At 38.6% G+C, this 20,220-nt stretch carries 18 protein-coding genes; 12 read left to right on the top strand and 6 right to left on the bottom strand.

Annotated features, from left to right (window positions below; all coding sequences use genetic code 11):
* Positions 1-9 precede the first annotated feature (9 nt).
* The 7 genes from H6G59_RS13725 to H6G59_RS13695 all read left to right on the top strand — a co-directional run bounded on the left by H6G59_RS13725 (position 10) and on the right by H6G59_RS13695 (position 7,365).
* Positions 10-489: an ASCH domain-containing protein gene (locus tag H6G59_RS13725; protein WP_190715240.1), complete on the top strand. Its 480-nt coding sequence runs from the start codon at positions 10-12 to the stop codon at positions 487-489.
* Between the two features lie 19 nt (positions 490-508).
* Positions 509-2,089, top strand: a complete 1,581-nt coding sequence (locus H6G59_RS13720) for an McrB family protein (protein ID WP_190715238.1) — start codon at positions 509-511, stop codon at positions 2,087-2,089.
* On the top strand, positions 2,086-3,273 hold the full coding sequence (locus H6G59_RS13715) for an McrC family protein (RefSeq protein WP_190715236.1): 1,188 nt from the start codon (positions 2,086-2,088) through the stop codon (positions 3,271-3,273). Before H6G59_RS13720 ends, H6G59_RS13715 begins: the two co-directional genes overlap by 4 nt.
* 66 nt (positions 3,274-3,339) lie before the next feature.
* Complete coding sequence (locus H6G59_RS13710; RefSeq protein WP_190715234.1) at positions 3,340-4,146, top strand: Rpn family recombination-promoting nuclease/putative transposase; 807 nt, start codon at positions 3,340-3,342, stop codon at positions 4,144-4,146.
* 189 nt (positions 4,147-4,335) lie between these two features.
* Positions 4,336-5,577, top strand: a complete 1,242-nt coding sequence (gene trpB, locus H6G59_RS13705) for a tryptophan synthase subunit beta (RefSeq protein WP_190715232.1) — start codon at positions 4,336-4,338, stop codon at positions 5,575-5,577.
* Positions 5,578-6,085: 508 nt separating this feature from the next.
* Positions 6,086-6,634: a CAP domain-containing protein gene (locus tag H6G59_RS13700; RefSeq protein ID WP_190715231.1), complete on the top strand. Its 549-nt coding sequence runs from the start codon at positions 6,086-6,088 to the stop codon at positions 6,632-6,634.
* Between the two features lie 101 nt (positions 6,635-6,735).
* Positions 6,736-7,365, top strand: coding sequence for a ribonuclease D (locus H6G59_RS13695; protein WP_190715230.1), 630 nt, complete (start codon positions 6,736-6,738; stop codon positions 7,363-7,365).
* 153 nt (positions 7,366-7,518) lie between these two features.
* Here the strand turns inward: H6G59_RS13695 and H6G59_RS13690 are convergent, their stop codons facing one another.
* Positions 7,519-7,968, bottom strand: coding sequence for a rhodanese-like domain-containing protein (locus H6G59_RS13690; protein ID WP_190715228.1), 450 nt, complete (start codon positions 7,966-7,968; stop codon positions 7,519-7,521).
* Between the two features lie 928 nt (positions 7,969-8,896).
* On the opposite strand from H6G59_RS13690, the gene H6G59_RS13685 reads away from it, so the two are divergent.
* Positions 8,897-9,613, top strand: a complete 717-nt coding sequence (locus H6G59_RS13685; RefSeq protein WP_127056662.1) for a response regulator transcription factor — start codon at positions 8,897-8,899, stop codon at positions 9,611-9,613.
* Between the two features lie 436 nt (positions 9,614-10,049).
* Here H6G59_RS13685 and pdxA read toward each other — a convergent pair whose 3' ends face one another.
* Entirely contained in the window at positions 10,050-11,099 is a 1,050-nt protein-coding gene (gene pdxA, locus H6G59_RS13680; protein WP_190715226.1) for a 4-hydroxythreonine-4-phosphate dehydrogenase PdxA, read from the bottom strand.
* 278 nt (positions 11,100-11,377) lie between these two features.
* Here pdxA and petM point away from each other — a divergent pair, with 278 nt between their 5' ends.
* From petM to nblR, 4 genes are all read left to right on the top strand, one after another.
* On the top strand, positions 11,378-11,482 hold the full coding sequence (petM, locus tag H6G59_RS13675; protein ID WP_006199111.1) for a cytochrome b6-f complex subunit PetM: 105 nt from the start codon (positions 11,378-11,380) through the stop codon (positions 11,480-11,482).
* A gap of 202 nt (positions 11,483-11,684) precedes the next feature.
* Positions 11,685-12,683, top strand: a complete 999-nt coding sequence (locus tag H6G59_RS13670; RefSeq protein ID WP_190715223.1) for an SDR family oxidoreductase — start codon at positions 11,685-11,687, stop codon at positions 12,681-12,683.
* 576 nt (positions 12,684-13,259) lie between these two features.
* Positions 13,260-14,177 (top strand): NAD(+) kinase, encoded by a 918-nt coding sequence (locus H6G59_RS13665; protein ID WP_127056666.1) that lies wholly within the window; start codon positions 13,260-13,262, stop codon positions 14,175-14,177.
* A gap of 540 nt (positions 14,178-14,717) precedes the next feature.
* The gene (nblR, locus tag H6G59_RS13660; RefSeq protein ID WP_190715346.1) at positions 14,718-15,425 is read left to right on the top strand and encodes a response regulator transcription factor NblR; all 708 of its coding nucleotides are present in this window, start codon (positions 14,718-14,720) and stop codon (positions 15,423-15,425) included.
* A gap of 69 nt (positions 15,426-15,494) precedes the next feature.
* Here nblR and H6G59_RS13655 read toward each other — a convergent pair whose 3' ends face one another.
* From H6G59_RS13655 to H6G59_RS13640, 4 genes are all read right to left on the bottom strand, one after another.
* On the bottom strand, positions 15,495-16,571 hold the full coding sequence (locus H6G59_RS13655; RefSeq protein WP_190715222.1) for a helix-turn-helix domain-containing protein: 1,077 nt from the start codon (positions 16,569-16,571) through the stop codon (positions 15,495-15,497).
* 812 nt (positions 16,572-17,383) lie between these two features.
* Positions 17,384-18,859, bottom strand: a complete 1,476-nt coding sequence (gatB, locus tag H6G59_RS13650; RefSeq protein WP_190715220.1) for an Asp-tRNA(Asn)/Glu-tRNA(Gln) amidotransferase subunit GatB — start codon at positions 18,857-18,859, stop codon at positions 17,384-17,386.
* 109 nt (positions 18,860-18,968) lie between these two features.
* The gene (locus tag H6G59_RS13645) at positions 18,969-19,436 is read right to left on the bottom strand and encodes a DUF29 domain-containing protein (protein ID WP_190715218.1); all 468 of its coding nucleotides are present in this window, start codon (positions 19,434-19,436) and stop codon (positions 18,969-18,971) included.
* Positions 19,437-19,523: 87 nt separating this feature from the next.
* Positions 19,524-20,204: a DevA family ABC transporter ATP-binding protein gene (locus tag H6G59_RS13640; protein WP_190715216.1), complete on the bottom strand. Its 681-nt coding sequence runs from the start codon at positions 20,202-20,204 to the stop codon at positions 19,524-19,526.
* Between the last annotated feature and the right edge of the window lie 16 nt (positions 20,205-20,220).

Raw genomic sequence — 20,220 nt, 5'->3', positions numbered from 1 at the left:
AATAAGATTATGTTTGAGAATATATTAATGTTATCAATTAAACCTAAATATGCAGCAATGATTTTGTCTGGAGAGAAAAAAGTAGAACTACGTCGTGTTCGTACTCGCTTACAAAAAGGTGACTTAGTTTTAGTATATGTTTCATCTCCTACAAAGGCTTTAGTTGCTACATTTGAGGTAGATAATATAATTCAAAATGAAATTCAAGCAAAGCCAAAAGACATAAATAATTTTTGGAAGGAGATTGAAAATATAGCTGGAATTAGTTGTAATGAATATAAAACATATTACAATACTGCTTCAACAATTGTTGCTATTTTTATTAAAAATCTAAAAGAGCTACATAAGCCGATAGAACTGGAAACTCTGAGAGCCAAAATTCCCAGATTTCATCCCCCACAAAGTTATCGTTATTTAAAACATAGTGAATTTCAGTTATTTGAGTCTTTAATTCCAGATAAATCCCGTATATCGTCTACTAAAAAATAATATTTAATGATAATTATTTATGCTAAATCATAAATCTGAATTTATACAATTATTTTATGAATTTATAAATTCCTATCCCTATACAGCAGATGGGATAAGTCATATCAATTCATATACTCAGCAACGTCAAGAGGCTTATCGTAATTTTGAGACAATTACAGCAGCAGCAGATAGAGGTGAAAATATAACAGAATTAGTATTATTACAACTTTTACCTCATAGTAATACAAGCAATAATCGTCAAAAAGGTGCTTGGATTCATATTGCTCCAGCTATTACCAAAGATATTAAAGAATGGTTTGAAGAAGCAAACTGGAGTAAAAGTGAAGACTGGAATCAAATTGCTAATGTTATTTTAAATTTTGTGCGTTGCTGTAATGGTAATCCAAAGCAATTATTTAGTTATTGTGTGAGGTTGCAGTTTTCACAATTCTTTGAATCTAAAGGTTTCCATATGGGAATACTAACTCCTATTCTGAATGCACTACAACCGAATGAATTTTTATTGATAAATAACACATCACAAAGAGTTATTAATTATTTTTCTAATACAAACTACGGTAACAAACTTACAGATTATCCAGAACTTAATAATACAGGACGTAATCTGATTCAAGAATTGGCTCAAGATATGCACCAGATTGGTGTACCAGCTTTACGAGATGATGATTTATTCGATATGTTCTGTTATTGGCTAATAGCCATAAAAAAATATGATTTTCAATATCTCAATCAACAAAAGATTACTAAAGTGGACACAAATATTGAATCTAATCCTAAATATAGTTTATCTGATATCAGTAAAGAAATCTGTTTTGAAGAGACAACTATAGAACGTTGGATACGCACAATTAATCGCAAGAAACAAGCCATATTCTACGGTTCACCCGGAACAGGTAAAACTTTCATAGCTGAAAAACTCGCAAAGCACCTAATCAGTGAAGGTAACGGTTTCTCTGAATTAGTCCAATTTCATCCAGCATATTCCTATGAAGACTTTATTCAAGGTATTCGTCCTCAAAGTGACGATGGTAAATTAACATATCCACTTGTTCCCGGTAGATTTTTAGAATTTTGTAAAAAAGCAGAATTCTGTCAAGATATTTGTGTTCTGATTATTGATGAAATTAACCGCGCTAATTTAGCACAGGTTTTTGGTGAATTAATGTATTTACTAGAATACCGTAATCAAGAAATTCCCCTAGCTGGTGGTAATAGATTTCGTATTCCCGAAAATGTCCGCATAATTGGCACAATGAACACAGCAGATAGGTCTATTGCACAAATAGATCATGCTTTACGTCGTCGTTTTGCGTTTATTGAACTGCGTCCTAATTATTTGGTGTTATTCAAATATCACCTAAATAAAAATTTTGCAGCTATTCATTTAATTAATGTTTTAAAACAATTAAATCAAGCGATTAATGATAAAAACTATGAAATTGGTATTTCTTTCTTTTTGACTCCTAATCTACGAGAAGATATTGAAGATATTTGGAAAATGGAAATTGAACCGTATTTAGAAGAATACTTTTTTAACAACCTAGAAAAAGTAGATGAGTTTCGCTGGGATAAAATCGAAAAACAGATAACAATATGAACCCAGCAAATTTAAAAATTATTGAAATAATCGAATATAAAACTCAATCTTTTTCTCGTGAGGAAATTTCTGAAGAGGTTGGAATTATTTTATATGAGAAATACCAAAAACAAGTAAATGTAGAATTTCCCAGTCCTAAAACTCGTTATCAATGGAAAATAACGGCTCAAGGATATGTAGGTTATATTCCTTTAAATTCTGATTTAGCTTTGAAAATAAATCCGAAAGTACCAATTAAAAATTTATTTGGAATGTTGGAATATGCTTATAATTTAAAGAGTTTTAAATTTCTTAAAGGCTTAATGAATTGTGAATCTGTAGAAGATTTTTACAATCACCTAGCTTATATTTTAGCAGATACAATAATAGAACGCTGTCGTAAAGAATTATATCGTACTTATCTACCAAAAACTGAGCAATTGGCTTATGTGCGCGGAAGATTAAATGTTCAACAAATAATTAAAAAACCTTGGAATGTAAAATTACAATGTGAATATGAAGAACATACTGCTGATATTATAGAGAATCAAATATTGTTTTGGACGCTTTTTCATATTGGACATAGCGGTTTTTGTACAGAAAAAGTATCATTGATAGTTAGAAAAGCTTATCACGCAATGCAAGGAATGGTATCTTTACAACCTTGTAGTTCAGAAGATTGTATTGGGCGACTTTATCACCGCTTAAATGAAGATTATTATATTTTACATCAATTTTGCCGATTCTTTTTAGACAACACTATCCCAAATCATGAAAAGGGTAAAAATACAAGTTTACCGTTTTTAGTAGATATGGCGCGTCTTTATGAAATGTTTGTTGCAGAATGGCTAAAGAAAAATTTACCCCATAATTTCACTTTAAAAACTCAAGAGAAAATTAATATAGGAGAAAAAATATATTTTAAAACTGACTTAATTTTATATGACAAAACAGATTCAAAACCTAAATACATTCTCGATACTAAATATAAAAACCCCAAACATTCTTCTCCTGAAGATATAGCCCAAGTAGTAACTTATGCAGTTTCTAAAAGTTGTCCTGAAACAGTATTAGTCTATCCAACAGAATTAAATCATTCTCTTGATAAATATATTGGAAAAATCAGAGTTCGTAGCCTCACTTTTTCTCTTGATGATAAAATTGAAGATGCAGGAAACACATTTTTGACAAAACTATTTTCTTAAAATCTCTCTGCGCTCTCTGCGTCTCTGCGGTTCGTTTTCCAAAATTATATTAATTCCTCAATTACCGTGAAAACAGATACAATTTTCTATAGCTTATTTCAGGCATTTCCTAGCATTTTCTTTGAATTAATTAACCATTCACCCGCAGAAGCAGATACTTATGAATTCACATCACGTGAAGTTAAACAACTGGCTTTTCGCTTAGATGGTGTATTTTTACCAACTACCAAAGATCCCAAAAAACCATTTTATATTGTTGAAGTTCAGTTTCAGCCAGATGATGATTTATATTTTCGTCTATTTGCGGAACTTTTTCTCTACCTACGACAATACAAAACTCCTCATCCTTGGCAGGTTGTGATTATCTATCCCAGTCGTAATATAGAAAGAGAAGAGAATTTACAATTTGGGGAAATCTTGCTGCTTGAGCGAGTTAAACGCATTTATTTAGATGAGTTAGGAGAGAGTTCTTTGGGGGTGGGTGTTGTTAAACTGGTGATAGAAACAGAGGAAGCTGCACCAGCACTAGCAAAACGCCTAATCACACAAGCAAACCAACAGCTAACTGATGCAACCATCAAACGGGATTTAATTAACCTCATTGAGACAATTATCGTCTACAAATTACCCAAAAAGAGCCGAGAGGAGATTGAAGCTATGTTAGGTTTAAGTGAGTTGAAACAAACTAAGGTTTATCAAGAAGCTTTAGAAGAAGGTGAAGCTAAAGGTGAAGTTAAGGGTAAGGTTGAAACAACAAGAAAGTTGGCTTTAAATTTGCTGAGAATTGGGATGAGTTTAGAACAAATTGCTGAAGTTACCGAATTATCTGTTGAGCAAGTTCAGGCTTTACAAAAGGAGATACAAGAATCTTGATTTTCTTTAGTTCCCATGCTCTGCGTGGGAATACAGTTGAGAGGCTCCGACTCTACTATACCTGGAGGTAGAACCTCCAAGATAGCATTCCCAGTCTGGAGACTGGGTACGAGGGAATAATGCTCTTTCTCGGCATCCTCAACAGTTCTAGAATTAAAATTAACTTTGTTATCTTATTTTACCCAATCCGTGACTACTACTCCCCTCTCCCCTAATTTCTCACAAACTGCTTCCGTACCCGATAAACTAGGACGCTTTGGCCGCTTCGGTGGTAAGTATGTTCCCGAAACCCTAATGCCTGCCTTAGCTGAACTAGAAACAGCTTATCAGCAATACCGCAATGAACCTGGTTTTCAAGCCGAACTACAAGGGTTACTGCGTGATTACGTAGGACGTGCTACACCATTATACTTCGCCCAACGCCTTACGGCTCATTATGCCCGTCCCGATGGTACAGGAGCGCAAATTTATTTAAAACGCGAAGATCTAAATCACACCGGCGCACATAAAATTAATAATGCTCTCGGTCAGGTATTATTAGCCAAGCGCATGGGTAAACAGCGCGTCATTGCTGAAACCGGTGCAGGACAACATGGTGTAGCAACAGCGACGGTTTGCGCTCGTTTTGGTTTAGAATGCGTGATTTATATGGGTGTTCACGACATGGAACGCCAAGCTTTAAACGTGTTCAGAATGCGGTTAATGGGGGCAGAAGTTCGCCCAGTGTCTGCCGGTACGGGAACTCTTAAAGATGCCACTTCTGAAGCCATTCGGGACTGGGTCACGAATGTAGAAAGTACTCATTACATCCTCGGTTCTGTCGCTGGCCCCCATCCTTACCCAATGATGGTACGAGATTTCCACGCTGTCATTGGTGAAGAAACCCGCGCTCAAGCATTAGAAAAATGGGGCGGTTTACCAGATATTCTCATGGCTTGTGTGGGTGGTGGTTCTAATGCAATGGGACTATTTCACGAATTTGTGAAGGAGCCATCTGTGCGGTTAATTGGGGTGGAAGCTGCTGGAGAAGGTGTGAATACTGGCAAACACGCGGCAACCTTGACAAAAGGACAAGTTGGTGTATTGCATGGGGCGATGAGTTATCTTCTGCAAGATGATGATGGCCAAGTCATTGAACCTCACTCGATTAGTGCAGGGTTAGATTATCCGGGTGTGGGGCCAGAACACAGCTATATGAAGGATATTGGTCGGGCTGAATATTATAGTGTGACTGATGCTGAGGCTTTAGAGGCATTCCAACGGCTATCTAAGCTAGAGGGAATTATACCAGCTTTAGAAACTTCTCATGCGATCGCTTACCTAGAAACTCTCTGTCCCCAATTAACTGGTAGTCCCAAGATTATCATCAACTGTTCAGGACGGGGTGACAAGGATGTGCAAACAGTCGCAAAATTTCTCACTCCTCAGTAAGTTTCACCGATAACATTCATACCAGATCAGTTTTTCCAAAAATGTTTTCCTGATAGTTTTAGTGTCCACGACATCTGTCAGTGGATACTATTTTTTGGATATTTTTTGAATAATAATGTTATGTCAAGAACATTTAAGGCGGCATCTACCAGAGACATCAACCAATGGATACTATGGTAATCAAAAAGTCATGAAATTGGCAGATTTTCAGAGAAGTAAAATGCAATAGTCATAAAAATGAACTCATACAGCAGAATTCAGGAGTCAGGAGGAGGCAGTGCGGTGGACGGGTTCCCCGGCATAAAGCAACTGCCGTTCAAGAGTAAAACTGGCAAATGTGTCTAGGTTTCAATTTAGATTCTGTACCTCATTGATCTGCAATCTGCTGTAACTCTGAAAATTCCCATAATTACTCAGATCATGAAGACTTAATAGTATCCTGGTATGTATTCTCAGAATCAGAAGATAGAGTATATGTCTTATAAATCCATACACTACTTAATTCTCTATGTTTCGACAAACTGCTTTTGGCATCGCTTTAAGTACGCTTGTCTTCGCTAGTGGATTCATGACCGCTCCTGTAACCAGCAATAATTCTCACAAAAAAATCGCGCTAAATCAGCAGTCATTGAATACTTCTAGTCAAGCAGCAATACCTAATCTTAATTTTCAAACTACTACTCTAGAGAAATTAGTTTTTGAGCAAATTAATCAATATCGAGCTTCTCAAGGACTGCCAAAATTAACTTTAAACGCAAATATCACTCAGCAAGCCAGAATTCACAGTCAAAACATGGCTAAAGGAACGGTTAAGTTTAGTCATCATGGATTTGAACAGCGAGTTAAGGCTATCCCTCTTCCCTTGGAAAATGCAGCCGAAAATGTGGCTTTCAACGTTGGATATAACAATCCGGCTAACCAAGCTGTGATTGGTTGGCTTGATAGTCCTGGACATCTGAAAAATATACAAGGAAAATACAAGCTGACAGGAGTCGGTGTAGCTACTAATGGAAAAGGAGAAGTCTACCTCACGCAGATATTTTTGAATACGAGATGAACAAGAGATAGATTTTATTACTGATTTCTTGCACAATAATGATGTAGTGTCTGATGAATAATTTGTCTGATAGACACAGTCATTTATTTTGTGAACCATTCATGACATTACCAGATTTTCAGGTTAGCGATCGCGATCTTGATGACGCTAACCTCTCCCAGTATTTAGAATCTGATGCGATCGCAGTCGATACCGAAACAATGGGACTATTACCACAGCGCGATCGCTTGTGTCTCGTCCAGTTGTGCAACCCAGAGGGAAAAGTCACAGCTATCCGCATCGCTAAAGGACAAACAACAGCCCCAAATTTAAAAAAACTCTTGGAAGCAACCCACGTCCTCAAAGTATTTCACTTTGCCCGTTTTGACGTTGCTACCTTACACCACAACCTAAAAATTAAGGTTCAGCCTGTTTTTTGTACCAAAATTGCCAGTAAGTTAGCCCGCACTTATACCAACCGTCACGGACTCAAAGACGTAGTGCAAGAGTTAGAACAAGTAGAACTAGATAAAAGCTCTCAAAGTTCCGATTGGGGTAACGCCGCTAATTTATCTGAAGCTCAACTAAATTACGCCGCCAATGATGTCCGTTACTTACTAAGTATACAGCAAAAGCTGACGCAAATGCTGCAACGAGAAGGACGTTGGGAATTAGCCCAAGAATGCTTTCAAGTTCTGCCCACAATAGTGTCTTTGGATTTATTGCAGTTTAAAGATTTATTTGAACACTGAGGCATAATTCTCCAAACAATTGCCAATTCCCAATTAAGGAACACCAAAAAAGAAACTATCCAATTTTGTGTTATGGGCTTCTAGTCCGTCCGAAGTAATTGGATATTTTTCTATTTTCCTCTTTGTAAGTCCCTGAATTATTAATTACGAGTTTTATTTCTGTTGGTGTTCTAGGTGATTTTGTATCCTAGATACAACATTATAGTCGTCTGCCCCTGGTGGCGTTAGTGCTTCAATAATACCTTCTGTTGCACCACCGATAGCTTTCCATGCACCAAAACCACCTTTGATTTGAGATACATTAAAAAACCCAGCAGAACGAAGTGTTTGAGCAGCTTGAGCAGTTTGCTCCTCATCGATACCGTAAACGTAAATATCACGCTTGTGATCTAAAGATAATGCTGCACGGTCTGCTAGTTCATCTATGGGCATAGACATTGCTCCCATAATATGACCTTCGTTGTAAATCGAGCGATCGCGCACATCTAAAATTGTAAAAGCTGGTTCACCCCATTCCAGACGAGATTTAATCACATGAACATCAGACTCTGCTTCTATTGATTGCTGATGGGAACTAATACTACTGAAAGGATTGTTAGTCATAGGTGTCACCGATTACCTTAACAGCAATTTAGCAAAATCTTTAAACTTAATTTATCTTTCCTTAGTATGACAATCTCCAACCTCTTTCTTTGGGTATAGTTGGATATTTTTATATAGTGATCATAGAAAAATTTTAAGTTTTGTAGGGTGAGCAATGCCCACCAAACCATTTTTATCGTTGTTTAATCTGTGTAAATAGTTTTATCTTCAAATAGGCAGACGCACAGATCTCGATACGCGGTGATTGATCTGTAGAATTCATTAGAAAAATTTGTATAAAAATAGGACTTAGGCACTGTACAAATCAATCATGATATGCGTTCACCAAAATACTTTATTTCAGGCTGAAACTAATTCTATTTTTACCGATAAATCAACCGTGGGGTAGGGGTTTAGCACTGCGCTTTACCCCTACGATCAATGTAGTTTTCACGGACATACATATTTGATATTTTTTGTCAATGCGTAACTCCTAAAAAATTTAGATCGTCAGTTACGCCAATAAGATTTTCTAATGAGAAAAGTCTAATTTATAACCCGATTCACTTCATCCCATTTGAATAATAAAATGTAACGGTTTGACTCAAATAATCATGATTGATACGGATAAATGATATCTATCAGTTTTTTGGGCTGTTTGTAGTTCTAGGGATGCTTAAAAATTACATGACTTTGAAGGATAGATCGTCGAATTTATACCAAAATTTTTTCAAAAAATCCCTAAATTGTACATTACGCATACATTTTTTAAGCATTATCATGTTTGAAGTTTTGATGAACTTTATGGAAAATTTAGGATATACAGGTAGTATTACAGGATTTTTCACCTCAAGCCACATTAGGAGCGAATGAACTCTGAAAAACAACACGTAAACCCCCGTCTATCGCTACAGCAAATTGCCACATCAATCATAGACTGCATTGCCTTATGGATACGCTTTCCACTAATACTCCCAAAATTCTGATTGTAGATGATGACTTCAGCGTCCGCAATCTCGTATACCGTTTTTTAAGTCGGAAATATCAAATAGAATCAGCCGCAGATGGTAAGACTGCGCTGGCTTTATTTGAGCAATTCAACCCAGCTTTAGTCATTCTAGATTGGAATTTGCCAGACGCTAATGGCTACAAACTTTGTCAAGAAATGCAAAGTCGTACCAATGTTTTAGTTTTGATACTCACTAGCCGCAATGATGAAGCTGATAAAATAAAGGTTCTAGCAGCAGGTGCAGATGACTTCATGACTAAACCATTTAGTTTGGCAGAAGTGGAAGTCCGAGTAGAAGCACTTTTAAGACGCATCCGTTATATCCATCCTAGTCAATCACAACGCCTGATCTTTAAACAGTTAGCGATTAACCCAGAAGGTAGAGAAGTAACACTGAACGATAAACCTTTAGCCTTAACCGCTTTAGAGTTTAATATTTTACATTTTTTAGCCAGTCATCCCGGTCAAGCTTGGAGTCGTCCCCAACTCATCCAAAAAATTTGGGGTTGTGATTACGTCGGAGATGGACGAGTTGTTGATGTCCATATCGGTCAGCTACGGAAAAAAATGGAAATTGATTCTAGTCTGCCAGAGTTTATCAAAACTGTACGGGGATATGGTTACAAGTTTGAACCACCCGAAGGTAGCAAAATTTAAACTTTAGAAAAAGCAACTCATCACCACAATATTGCTGTTCTTGCTTAACAACTTGCTTTTAATAGTTGAATTGCCTAAGTACATTTATTGAGGCTTGATTAGATAATTCATGTTATTTTTGTACATTGTAACCAGCAAAACCCAGGGAATTTGTGTCTACTCAAGCCTCAATACAAAGCTTTAAAATAATTCGTAATAGTGCCTACGGTCCCGCTAGGGATACGTAATTCGTAATTAAGCTTTGCAACGGAGATTTAGACCCCGACACAAAACTTGCTGCCTGTAGAGGCGGGGGAATTAAACCCTCAGAATTGGTTAAAGAATAAAATTCAATATAAGCTGCTGCTTCTAGTGGATCTTGTAGGTCTTTAACTTAGTTTTTCATGATAACTTGTACTTTTAGGCATCGTCTCTACGATGTTAAGACTGTTAAACTTCACCCTACAACCCTGACTCTATACCTCTGCTTCACCAATTCTACCGCCAAATTAATCGCCTCTTTCATACTCGTAGCATCAGCAATCCCCTTACCCGCAATATCAAAAGCCGTTCCATGATCTGGGGAAGTCCGCACAAAAGGTAAACCAATCGTAGTATTTACAGCCCGATCAAAAGCCATCAACTTCACCGGAATTAAACCTTGGTCGTGATAAAGTGCTAAATACGCATCAGCCGGATTTTTGATTTCAGCATTTCCAAACCAAGCAATACCTGGTTTAACCCACATTGTATCTGGTGGTATTGGTCCATCTAGCTGCATATTTGGACGCTTGCACCTTTGTTCCTCTATCCAGGGAATTAACCAATCTATTTCTTCGGTTCCCAGTTGTCCCATTTCACCGCTGTGGGGATTCAAACCTGCGATCGCAATTCTCCCATTTTCTATCCCAAAATCTCTCTCTAAACACTCCACCAGCAAATCTAGTTTCTGAGTTAATAATTGCGGTGTCAGAGTATCAGCTACTTGACGTAAAGGAATATGTGTGGTAGCAAGTATTGCGCGGATTGTCCAACCAGTAAAAGGCGATCGCCCTACAAACAACATTCCAAAACGCTCAACACCAGCCTGATCAGCCAAAAGTTCCGTTTGTCCAGGATAATTGTAACCTGCGGATTTCCAAGCAGATTTAGCAATAGGTGCTGTCACAATCCCATCAAATTCACCAGCTAAAGTTTGAGCTATCGCATATTCCATATAAGCAAAACTCGCCGCCCCACTTGCTGCATTACCCACACCAGGAATAATTTCACCCGTAGTAGGAACATCAATCACAGACAATTCTGCTGGATTTGCCAAACATACTGAACTTTCTGTTAAATTTTTATAGGTACGTAACAGTAAATCCCCGCTACCAACCAAAACCAGATCACAGTTGTTGCCAACTTCCGGATCTGCTAAAGCCTTCAAAATTACCTCTGTCCCAATTCCCGCAGGATCTCCCAGCGTCAGCGCCAAACGTGGACGTTTATCTTTAAAAGGATTCATTTGCTACCTAAATCTCATTCACAGTAATTGTCATTAATTTGCCCCTCTTCCCACAAGCACAAGGATTTACCGCCAAACCCGTGGAGATTAACTGCTAAAGTAGTTTAAAATTGTTCACACAGGTCTAATCTAAAAGTACCTCTTGTGGAGTTTCTATTAGACCTAGTTTACCTGAGTCCCTGGACTAGCAAAAATGAGATTTGAACCTTCAAGTCAAATCGAGTAGTCACCACAACGGGAAACATAAGCAAGCCATTCACAAAGGAGAATCACAGCACATGGGCGGCGAAATCTTAAATGCAGCTTTATTATCCTTCGGTTTAATCTTCGTAGGTTGGGCCTTAGGTGCATTATTACTTAAAATCCAGGGTGCAGAAGAATAAGCAGAGGTGCAGGGGTGCAGGGAAGATGGGGAGGATGAGGGAGAGCATTAATCTTTCTTTATCCTGACTCCTGACTCCTGACTCCTGACTCCTGACTCCTGACTCCTGACTCCTGCTTCATTAAAATTATGTAAATTTTTATTTACATAGGATAATTCTGTTAAGATTCTTTTCATAAAACATTAAAATTTATAAAGACCCCATGACATTATTAATCGTCGGTGCCACTGGCACCTTAGGAAGACAAGTGGCTCGTCGTGCAATCGATGAGGGGTACAAAGTGCGCTGTTTAGTTCGCAGTCCCAAGAAAGCTGCTTTTCTGAAAGAATGGGGTGCAGAACTTGTAAAAGGTGACTTGTGTTATCCCCAAACCTTAGAGGGAGCATTAGCGGGAGTAACCGCAGTCATTGATGCCTCCACATCTCGCCCCACAGACTCACTCACCATTAAGCAAGTGGACTGGGATGGCAAAGTAGCATTAATTCAAGCTGCGAAGGCTGCTAATGTTGAGCAATTTATCTTCTTTTCGATTTTGGATGCCGAGAAGTATCCCAATGTACCGCTCATGGAAATTAAGCGATGTACAGAACTATACTTAACTGAATCCGGCTTAAACTACACCATTTTACGTTTAGCTGGCTTTATGCAAGGCTTAATAGGTCAATATGGCATCCCTATTTTAGAAAACCAGCCAGTGTGGGTGACAGGAGCATCTTCCCCAGTCGCCTATATGGATACTCAGGATATTGCTAAATTTGCTATCCGTGCCTTGAGTGTGCCAGAAACCCACAAGCAATCCTTCCCTGTAGTTGGTACTCGTGCTTGGAGTGCAGAAGAAATTATTAGCATTTGCGAACGCTTATCTGGAAAAGATGCCAGAGTCACAAGGATGCCCATTGGCTTACTGCGTACTGTACAAGGTTTGCTGCGGTTTTTTCAGTGGGGATGGAATATTGCTGACAGACTAGCCTTTACCGAAGTATTAGCTAGTGGTTCCGCCCTCAATGCCTCAATGGATGAAGTATATACAGTATTTGGCTTAGACAAACAACAAACGGCTACCGTAGAAACCTATCTGCAAGAGTACTTCAGCCGAATTATGAAAAAGCTGAAGGAGTTAGATTACGAGAAAACTAAAATCAAAAAGCAGAAAAATAAAAAGACCCCTTTTAAACAATCTTCAAAAGTCAATAGTCAATAGTCACTCGATTTTGGATTTACGTTAGCGAAGCGTACGCAGCGCAGCGAGTATTTTGGATTTTGGATTGACTCCACCAAACAAGTGTAGAGCTTGAAAATTTTGGATTTGGGATTTACGTTAGCGAAGCGTACGCAGCGCAGCGAGTATTTTGCAATCCTTCAGGACGGGGAACCTATACCAAATTTTTTTTAATCTAAAATCTAAAATCTAAAATCTAAAATCTAAAATTCCTGGTCAATAAATTTAAGATTGATGACTACATCAGTCAAAAATGTGTAACTATTACAGTGATTGAACCGTTCATCCCGCTCCTCCTGGGATTGGGATGGGTGCAAAACACCTTTCTACTTAGGTGCTGTCAAAAATCTGGTAAAATTAAAACGCCAAGGTGAAACTCCTCTACCATCGCGAAAATTCTGCTGAAACCATGCAGCACTTTCAGGTAGGAATTAGGGGCAAAAGTGAAAAAAATCAGGTTTTAACCTAATTTTTACACATGATTATAGAATCTCCGCGTCTCTAGACCGGAGAGAGATCAAAAAAAGTCAAGCATCGCCTAAACTTGGATATTTGAGTGTGCCGAAAGCAGGCATTATCTACAACGACATTAAACCGATAGCGGGTCGTGTCGCTATCGAACTGAAAGACCAGCTAACCGCAGCTGGTTGGGATGTGTGTGTGACAACGAGCATCGGTGGTATATTGGGCTACTGTAATCCGCATAGCCCCGTATGCCACACCCCAATAGAGGGTCTAACACCTCCTGGTTTTGACTCAGACATGGAGTTTGCAGTAGTACTAGGGGGAGATGGTACTGTTTTAGCTGCATCGCGTCAAGTCGCGCCCTGTGGTATCCCACTTCTGACGGTGAATACTGGTCATATGGGATTTTTGACGGAATCTTACCTTAACCAATTACCCCAAGCAATGGAACAGGTGATGTTAGGTAAGTATGAAATTGAAGAACGAGTCATGATCACCGTCCAAGTTCTGCGGGGAGACTCGATATTATGGGAAGCCCTCTGTTTAAATGAAATGGTGCTGCATCGAGAACCATTAACCTCAATGTGCCATTTTGAAATAGAAATCGGTCGTCATGCAGCAGTTGACATTGCTGCTGATGGAGTGATTGTCTCCACACCAACAGGTTCAACAGCTTATTCCTTAAGCGCTGGTGGTCCAGTGGTGACTCCTGGTGTACCTGTGTTGCAGTTAGTACCGATTTGTCCTCATTCCCTGGCTTCGAGGGCTTTGGTATTTCCCGATAGCGAACCGGTTAACATCTATCCGGTCAATGTCCCCCGGATGGTGATGGTGGTAGATGGGAATGGAGGCTGCTATGTTTTACCAGAGGATCGAGTATATTTAGAGCGATCGCCATACACTGCTAGGTTTATTCGTCTACAATCACCAGAGTTTTTCCGGATTTTACGGGAAAAATTAGGTTGGGGTCTGCCACATATTGCCAAACCCACGTCAGTAGAATTGCCTTAATTTTTATAAGTCAGTGGTCAGTAGTAAGCCAGTGCAGATTTGGGGGGTTCCCCGTTCAGCAACTGGCTTTCATCTTTAGGGTTTGCTGAATATCAACGAAGAGGTACAGGGGAAACCCCATACATATAGCAGGAGTCAGGAGTCAGGAGTCAGGAGTAAAACCCTCTTTTAGTGAGAGTTTTATAATCAGTTGGTGTCCTAACCGCCCTGTCCACGGCTATAAATATGGGAACTTGATACAAGGATGCTTTGATGAAGTTTCAATAATGATTAGCTCACTCCTAACTTGGTTTCTTCCAGAATTGAGAGTTAAGGGATAGTATTTGGAATGAGTGATAAGATTTGCATCTTGCCAAAATCGATGTTTTATACCGTAAGGTGCTAAAACATTATTGATACCAATTTGCAATCAGTAGTATTTTCTAAGATTTATGTCATAGGTTAAAAAGTAATAACTCATAGGAGATGGTTTTTACTAATTACCAATTACCAATTACCAATTACCAATTACCAATCACCCATTACCAATTAATAATTAATATGATACTTGCTCACAGTCCCTGTGTTCTGGTGATTGAACCCGATGAAAGTCTAGCTAATCAGCTGGCTTTTGATTTACAAGAAGCTGGCTATGATGCCATTTTAGCTCATGATGCGAACAGCGGTTTACAACATTGCCGTGATGCCGCAGGCGGGCATAACCATCGCCAACCTGCTTTAATAGTTGTAGACAGAATGCTGGTAGGAGAATCAGGACTCTCCTTGTGTAGAAATCTCCGCAGCATGGGTAACTGTTCCCCCGTGCTAGTTTTAATGGCGAGGGACACCGTTGATGACCGTGTAGCTTGTCTAGAAGCGGGTGCTGATGATTACATTCTCAAACCTTATCGTGCTGAAGATTTTCTGAAGTTAATTCGCCTCTATCTTAAACCTGATGTTGATACTACAGAGCAATTACGCTTTGGCGATCTGGTTCTAGATATAGGAACCCGTCGCGCTATCCACAATGGTAGAGCGATTGACTTGACAATGAAGGAATTTGAACTATTAAAGTTCTTAATGGAACATCCGCGTGAAGTATTAACCCGCGAACAAATTTTAGAAAATGTCTGGGGTTATGACTTTATGGGTGAATCGAATGTGATTGAAGTATACATTCGCTACTTGCGGTTAAAAATTGAAGAAGATGGTCTCAAGCGTCTTATTCAAACGGTGCGGGGTGTGGGATATGTGTTAAGAGAATCCTGATTTACAGTTTTCCATCTGTCTCTATCATTTTTCTTTCTTGGTATTAATTTGGCATCAGAGTAGCTATGGTTAAAATGCCTCTGGTGGAGAAATATCAGATCCCACACAGACACCAGTACTACTAGATTTGATACCGGGCTTAACATTGGCTTCAGTTTTTTGAGTTGACTGACATAGTAATGAAGTAGTAGGAATAATTATTTCTGAATTTAAGACGGATTTATTGTGTGATTGTTGAGTCATGAATGATAATCCCCCCACAGCACCAGCGACAAGGGCTGTATATCCCATATACAAATGTAAGGGACGGATTTCTAGATCCAATTGTCCAACGGAATTTTTGACGTGATACCAAGAGGGCAAAACTGATTTAGCCTGATTGGGCATGGGTAAGGAAGCGGCTAAAATTATACCATTTATTCCCAAAGCATTGCCCATGACACGGATAAAACCACGAATGAGGACATCTTCTGGTAATAAATCGAAATTAGCATTTTCGACTGCTTCCATCTGATGAATTGATATATGGGTGTAAATATGCAGTTTTTGCAGAGTCAGTCCTTGTGACTCCCTGGCTTGCTTGAGTTGTTGACCGATTTGACGTAGACTTTCCAACCGCTTTTCTGCCGCTATCTGATCAGCTAATCTCATTTTTCCTAGCTTTTGATGTGGCCAAGACCACCTTGGATTTTGCTTTTGGCGAGGAGTTGCGGCTTCTGTATTTTCTATTACATGAGATTGAGGTTTTGATGGTAAATGTTCTTGGGTAGTATTTACCAATTCGGATTTTGAGGGTAATTTAATACCTTTGCTACTTTGTGGCAAGTTGCTAGATGGTTCTACATCTACATTGGGTGACTCAGTATTATCTGTAGGTGAATTGATATTTGCATCTAGATGATGCTGTCGCGCGAATTGCTTAAATGCTAAACTAATTGCTTCTCTGCCAACAGCTTTAAATAAAAGTTTGGCTTGTTCATCTGATGAGCCAAGCAATTTTTGCAAGTTAGCGATCGCACGAGTATAAACTTGACTACGATGTAGTTCAGCTTCTATGTTAGTCAGAAGCGATCGCAATTCATCTTGACTAATTTGAATAGTAGGATTCCCAGGAATCTTGAATAAGTACGCAGATGCCATAGTCATGATCTAAGTATCTCCCTGTCCTAAAGCCAAAAATGGTTTTATCTGTGTCAGTTCTTCTGGAACTGGCTGACTCATCCGGATTATTAGGTATCATTTTCTGCTTTGAAGAGAAAATACTCATAATTATCACTAGTACTGTTTTCTGGGAATTAGAAATTAAAAATTAAAAATTAAAAATTAAAAAACCACATTAAACAAGCGTTTCAGTAATTTTTAATGGTTTGTTGGCAGATGCTGTTGTGTACTAGGAAAAAATTTCAACAATTCAAAATTTTTCGCGTCTGCGTCACGTAGTGAAAAGAGTTCTACTTAGGAGAGCGATTTTTTTACCCAATTTAATTATTCGTGATTTCTGGATTATTTCTAAAAGAAAGAGAGCCACTTAGGTAGCTCTCCAAATCATCAGGGTTCATCTATATAGCAAAGTATATCACTTAAGGGATGAGGGGTAATACCCTTTTTTTGTTTTTTGCCAAAATATGGGGTGATATCGTTTCACTTTAAGGTTGATATAACAATAGAACGACGCTCTTACGCTTTTATGCGGAGATTCATTTGTAGCTTTAATTAAGTGAATTGATATGAGATCCTGTTTGGTTAAAGATTTATAATTAGGGAACCGCGCTCCAGATGGGAGACGCTCAAGACGGGTCGAGTTTTTTTGATAAGTAATTAAGCGAACATTTACTATAGAGACGTTGTGTGCAACGTCTCTATATTGGTGTGCGATTGCTGATGATTGGCGTTTAAACGGATATTGTGTGAATTAACAGGGAAACAACTTAATTATCACTACTGAAGTGAACCTGCAATTAAGCATTAAGTTTCTTTTCCACCAATTCATTAGTCAGTTTTGGTTCAGCACGTTTACCAGTCTTTTTCAGCACTTGTCCTACAAAGAAACCTTTGAGGTTAGTGTTACCACCACGATACTTTTCTAGCTGTTGGGGATTTTCGGCGAGAACTTCATCAATGATGGGTTCTAGTATAGTAGGATCACTAATTAACTCCTGACCTGCAAAAGCTTTTTCTGGAGAAACACCACTCAGTAAATCTGCGAGTTTTTCTTTAGCTTGAGCATTACTAATTTTACCAGTTTCAATGCGAGTGATCACATCTGCAAGGTGAGCGGGAGTTAAAGCAATTTCTGCAATGGTGAGTTTTTGCTTGTTGAGGTAAGCAGCGATGTCTTGGGTAATCCAGTTAGCCGCAGATTTAGGATTTGCACCAGATTTGATGGCACTTTCAAAATAATCAGCTACCGAACTATCTTCTGTCAAGACTCGTGCATCATAAGCCGAAAGTCCCAACTCATTCTCATAATGATGGCGTTTTTGCGCTGGTAGTTCCGGTAATTCACTCAACCAAGTTGCTAATTGTTGCTCACTCACTTGAATTGGTGCTAAATCTGGTTCTGGGAAATAACGATAATCGCTAGAACCTTCTTTCACTCGCATACTAATTGTGCGTTGTGAACCTTCTTCCCACAAGCGCGTTTCTTGAACAATCTTTTCTCCTGATTCATTGGCAGCAATTTGGCGCTCAATTTCATAGTCTATCGCCTTTTGGATAGCACTAAAGGAGTTCATGTTCTTGATTTCTACCTTCGTCCCAAATTCCTTTCTTCCCACAGGACGAACGGAGATATTCACATCACAACGCAGAGAACCTTCTTGCATATTTCCATCACTGACACCAAGATAGCGCACAATCCGGCGTAATTCTTGGGCATATTCAGCAGCTTCTTGTCCAGAACGCAAATCAGGTTCCGAGACGATTTCCACCAATGGTACACCTGCGCGGTTATAGTCTACCAGAGAATATGTAGAACCGGAAATGCGATCGCTCCCTGCGTGTACCAATTTTCCCGCATCTTCTTCCATGTGAAGACGGGTAATACCAATGCGTTTGCGGGTAGGGTTTCCAGCATCATCTACTAATTCAATTTCTATCCAACCATGTTCGGCTATGGGTAAGTCATATTGAGAAATTTGATAATTTTTGGGTAAGTCAGGATAAAAATACTGTTTACGGTCAAATTTGCTATATCTAGCGATTTGACAATTTAGCGCTAAACCAGTTTTCACAGCGTATTCTAGCACTTTGGCGTTAAGTACGGGCAAAACCCCTGGTAAACCCATACACACCGGGTCAATGTTAGTATTGGGATCAGCACCAAATGCGGTGGAACTGTTGGAGAAAATTTTGGTGTTGGTGCTGAGTTGACAATGGGTTTCTAAACCGATAATTGCTTCGTATTCTGTTTTTACGGGTGTGGCTGTGGTCATATTACCATTTTCATGATTTTGCTTTAGGGTACTATTTTAGCGGTTTTGTTCTTTGACCGCGCTGCCTCACCTTTGTGCAAAAATCATTTCATGCTTTAATTTAGAAACCCTATAGACCATAGAAATCTTCATCCAGAATTTGCTCAATCGAAAAAGGACACATGAGAGGATACTCACTCTCTTCTAGTACACGAACCCCAAATTTAGCAAGTTTACCTTCCTTAATTGCCAGTTTACGAGCATCGGGATAGGCTTTTTCCACAGCTTCTGTTAAGAAAGTTTTGAGAGATGGGGTATCTGTGATATTGTCGATAACTCGCTGACGATGTTCTACAATCGAACTGTACCAACTTGCTTTCATTGAATCGGGTACATTATGCTGAATCTTTAATTTGAGTAAGTGAGCTAATAGAATTTTGATATTGCTTTTGAGTGCATTTTTCTCTGATTTACCCAAATCAACTAGTTCCTCAATCAAATGCTCAATATCTAGCGTTCCAAATTCATGATTCTGTAACTGCTGAATCGTTTGCTCAATCCATAATTGCAAATCGTGATTGTACAGCGTGTTAGACATCTTCCAGATTCGCTCATTGAATAATTGTGTGTTTATATTATAATATTTTATGGCATATATTTAAAATATTCTCTCAATGCTAAACCCCTACACTACCAAATAACCATCTTCCATTTTTACAATTCTATCTGCAATATCTAAAATCCGGTTATCATGAGTAACTAATAAAATTGTACAACCTTGTTCTTTTGCTAATTGCTGCATTAAATTAACTACATCTCTACCGGATTTACTATCTAAAGCTGCTGTCGGTTCATCTGCTAACACTAACTTAGGATGATGTACCAAAGCACGCGCAATAGCTACTCGTTGTTTTTGTCCTCCAGAGAGATTATCAGGATAATAATTCAGTCTTTCCGCTAAACCCACAGTTGTTAACATCGCTGCGGCTTTTGCTTGTGCTTCTCGAAAAGAAATAGTATGATCATTCTCAAAAGGCATTTGCACATTTTGTTGAGCATTGAGAAAACCCAAAAGGTTATGTGCTTGAAAAATATAACCGATATTTCTCCGCACTTGTATCATTGCATCTTTACTAGCACCATAAATTTCTTTACCTAATATTTTTAGACTTCCTGATTGTAAAGAACGCAAACTACCAATCAGAGTTAGTAAAGTGGTTTTTCCTGAACCAGAAGGCCCAGTCATTATCACAATTTCTCCTGGTTGGATTTCTAAATTGATATCAAAAAGAATTTGTTTTTTTAATGAACCTTCACCATAGTAGTGATTAACATTAGAAATGGAAATTGCAGGTAAAGTTTTCATGTTAGTTAGGGTTTAG

Source organism: Anabaena lutea FACHB-196, from assembly GCF_014698305.1.
Lineage (GTDB): Bacteria > Cyanobacteriota > Cyanobacteriia > Cyanobacteriales > Nostocaceae > Anabaena > Anabaena lutea.
Note: the sequence above shows the minus strand (reverse complement) of the source record. Positions and strands in the feature narration are given on the sequence as shown.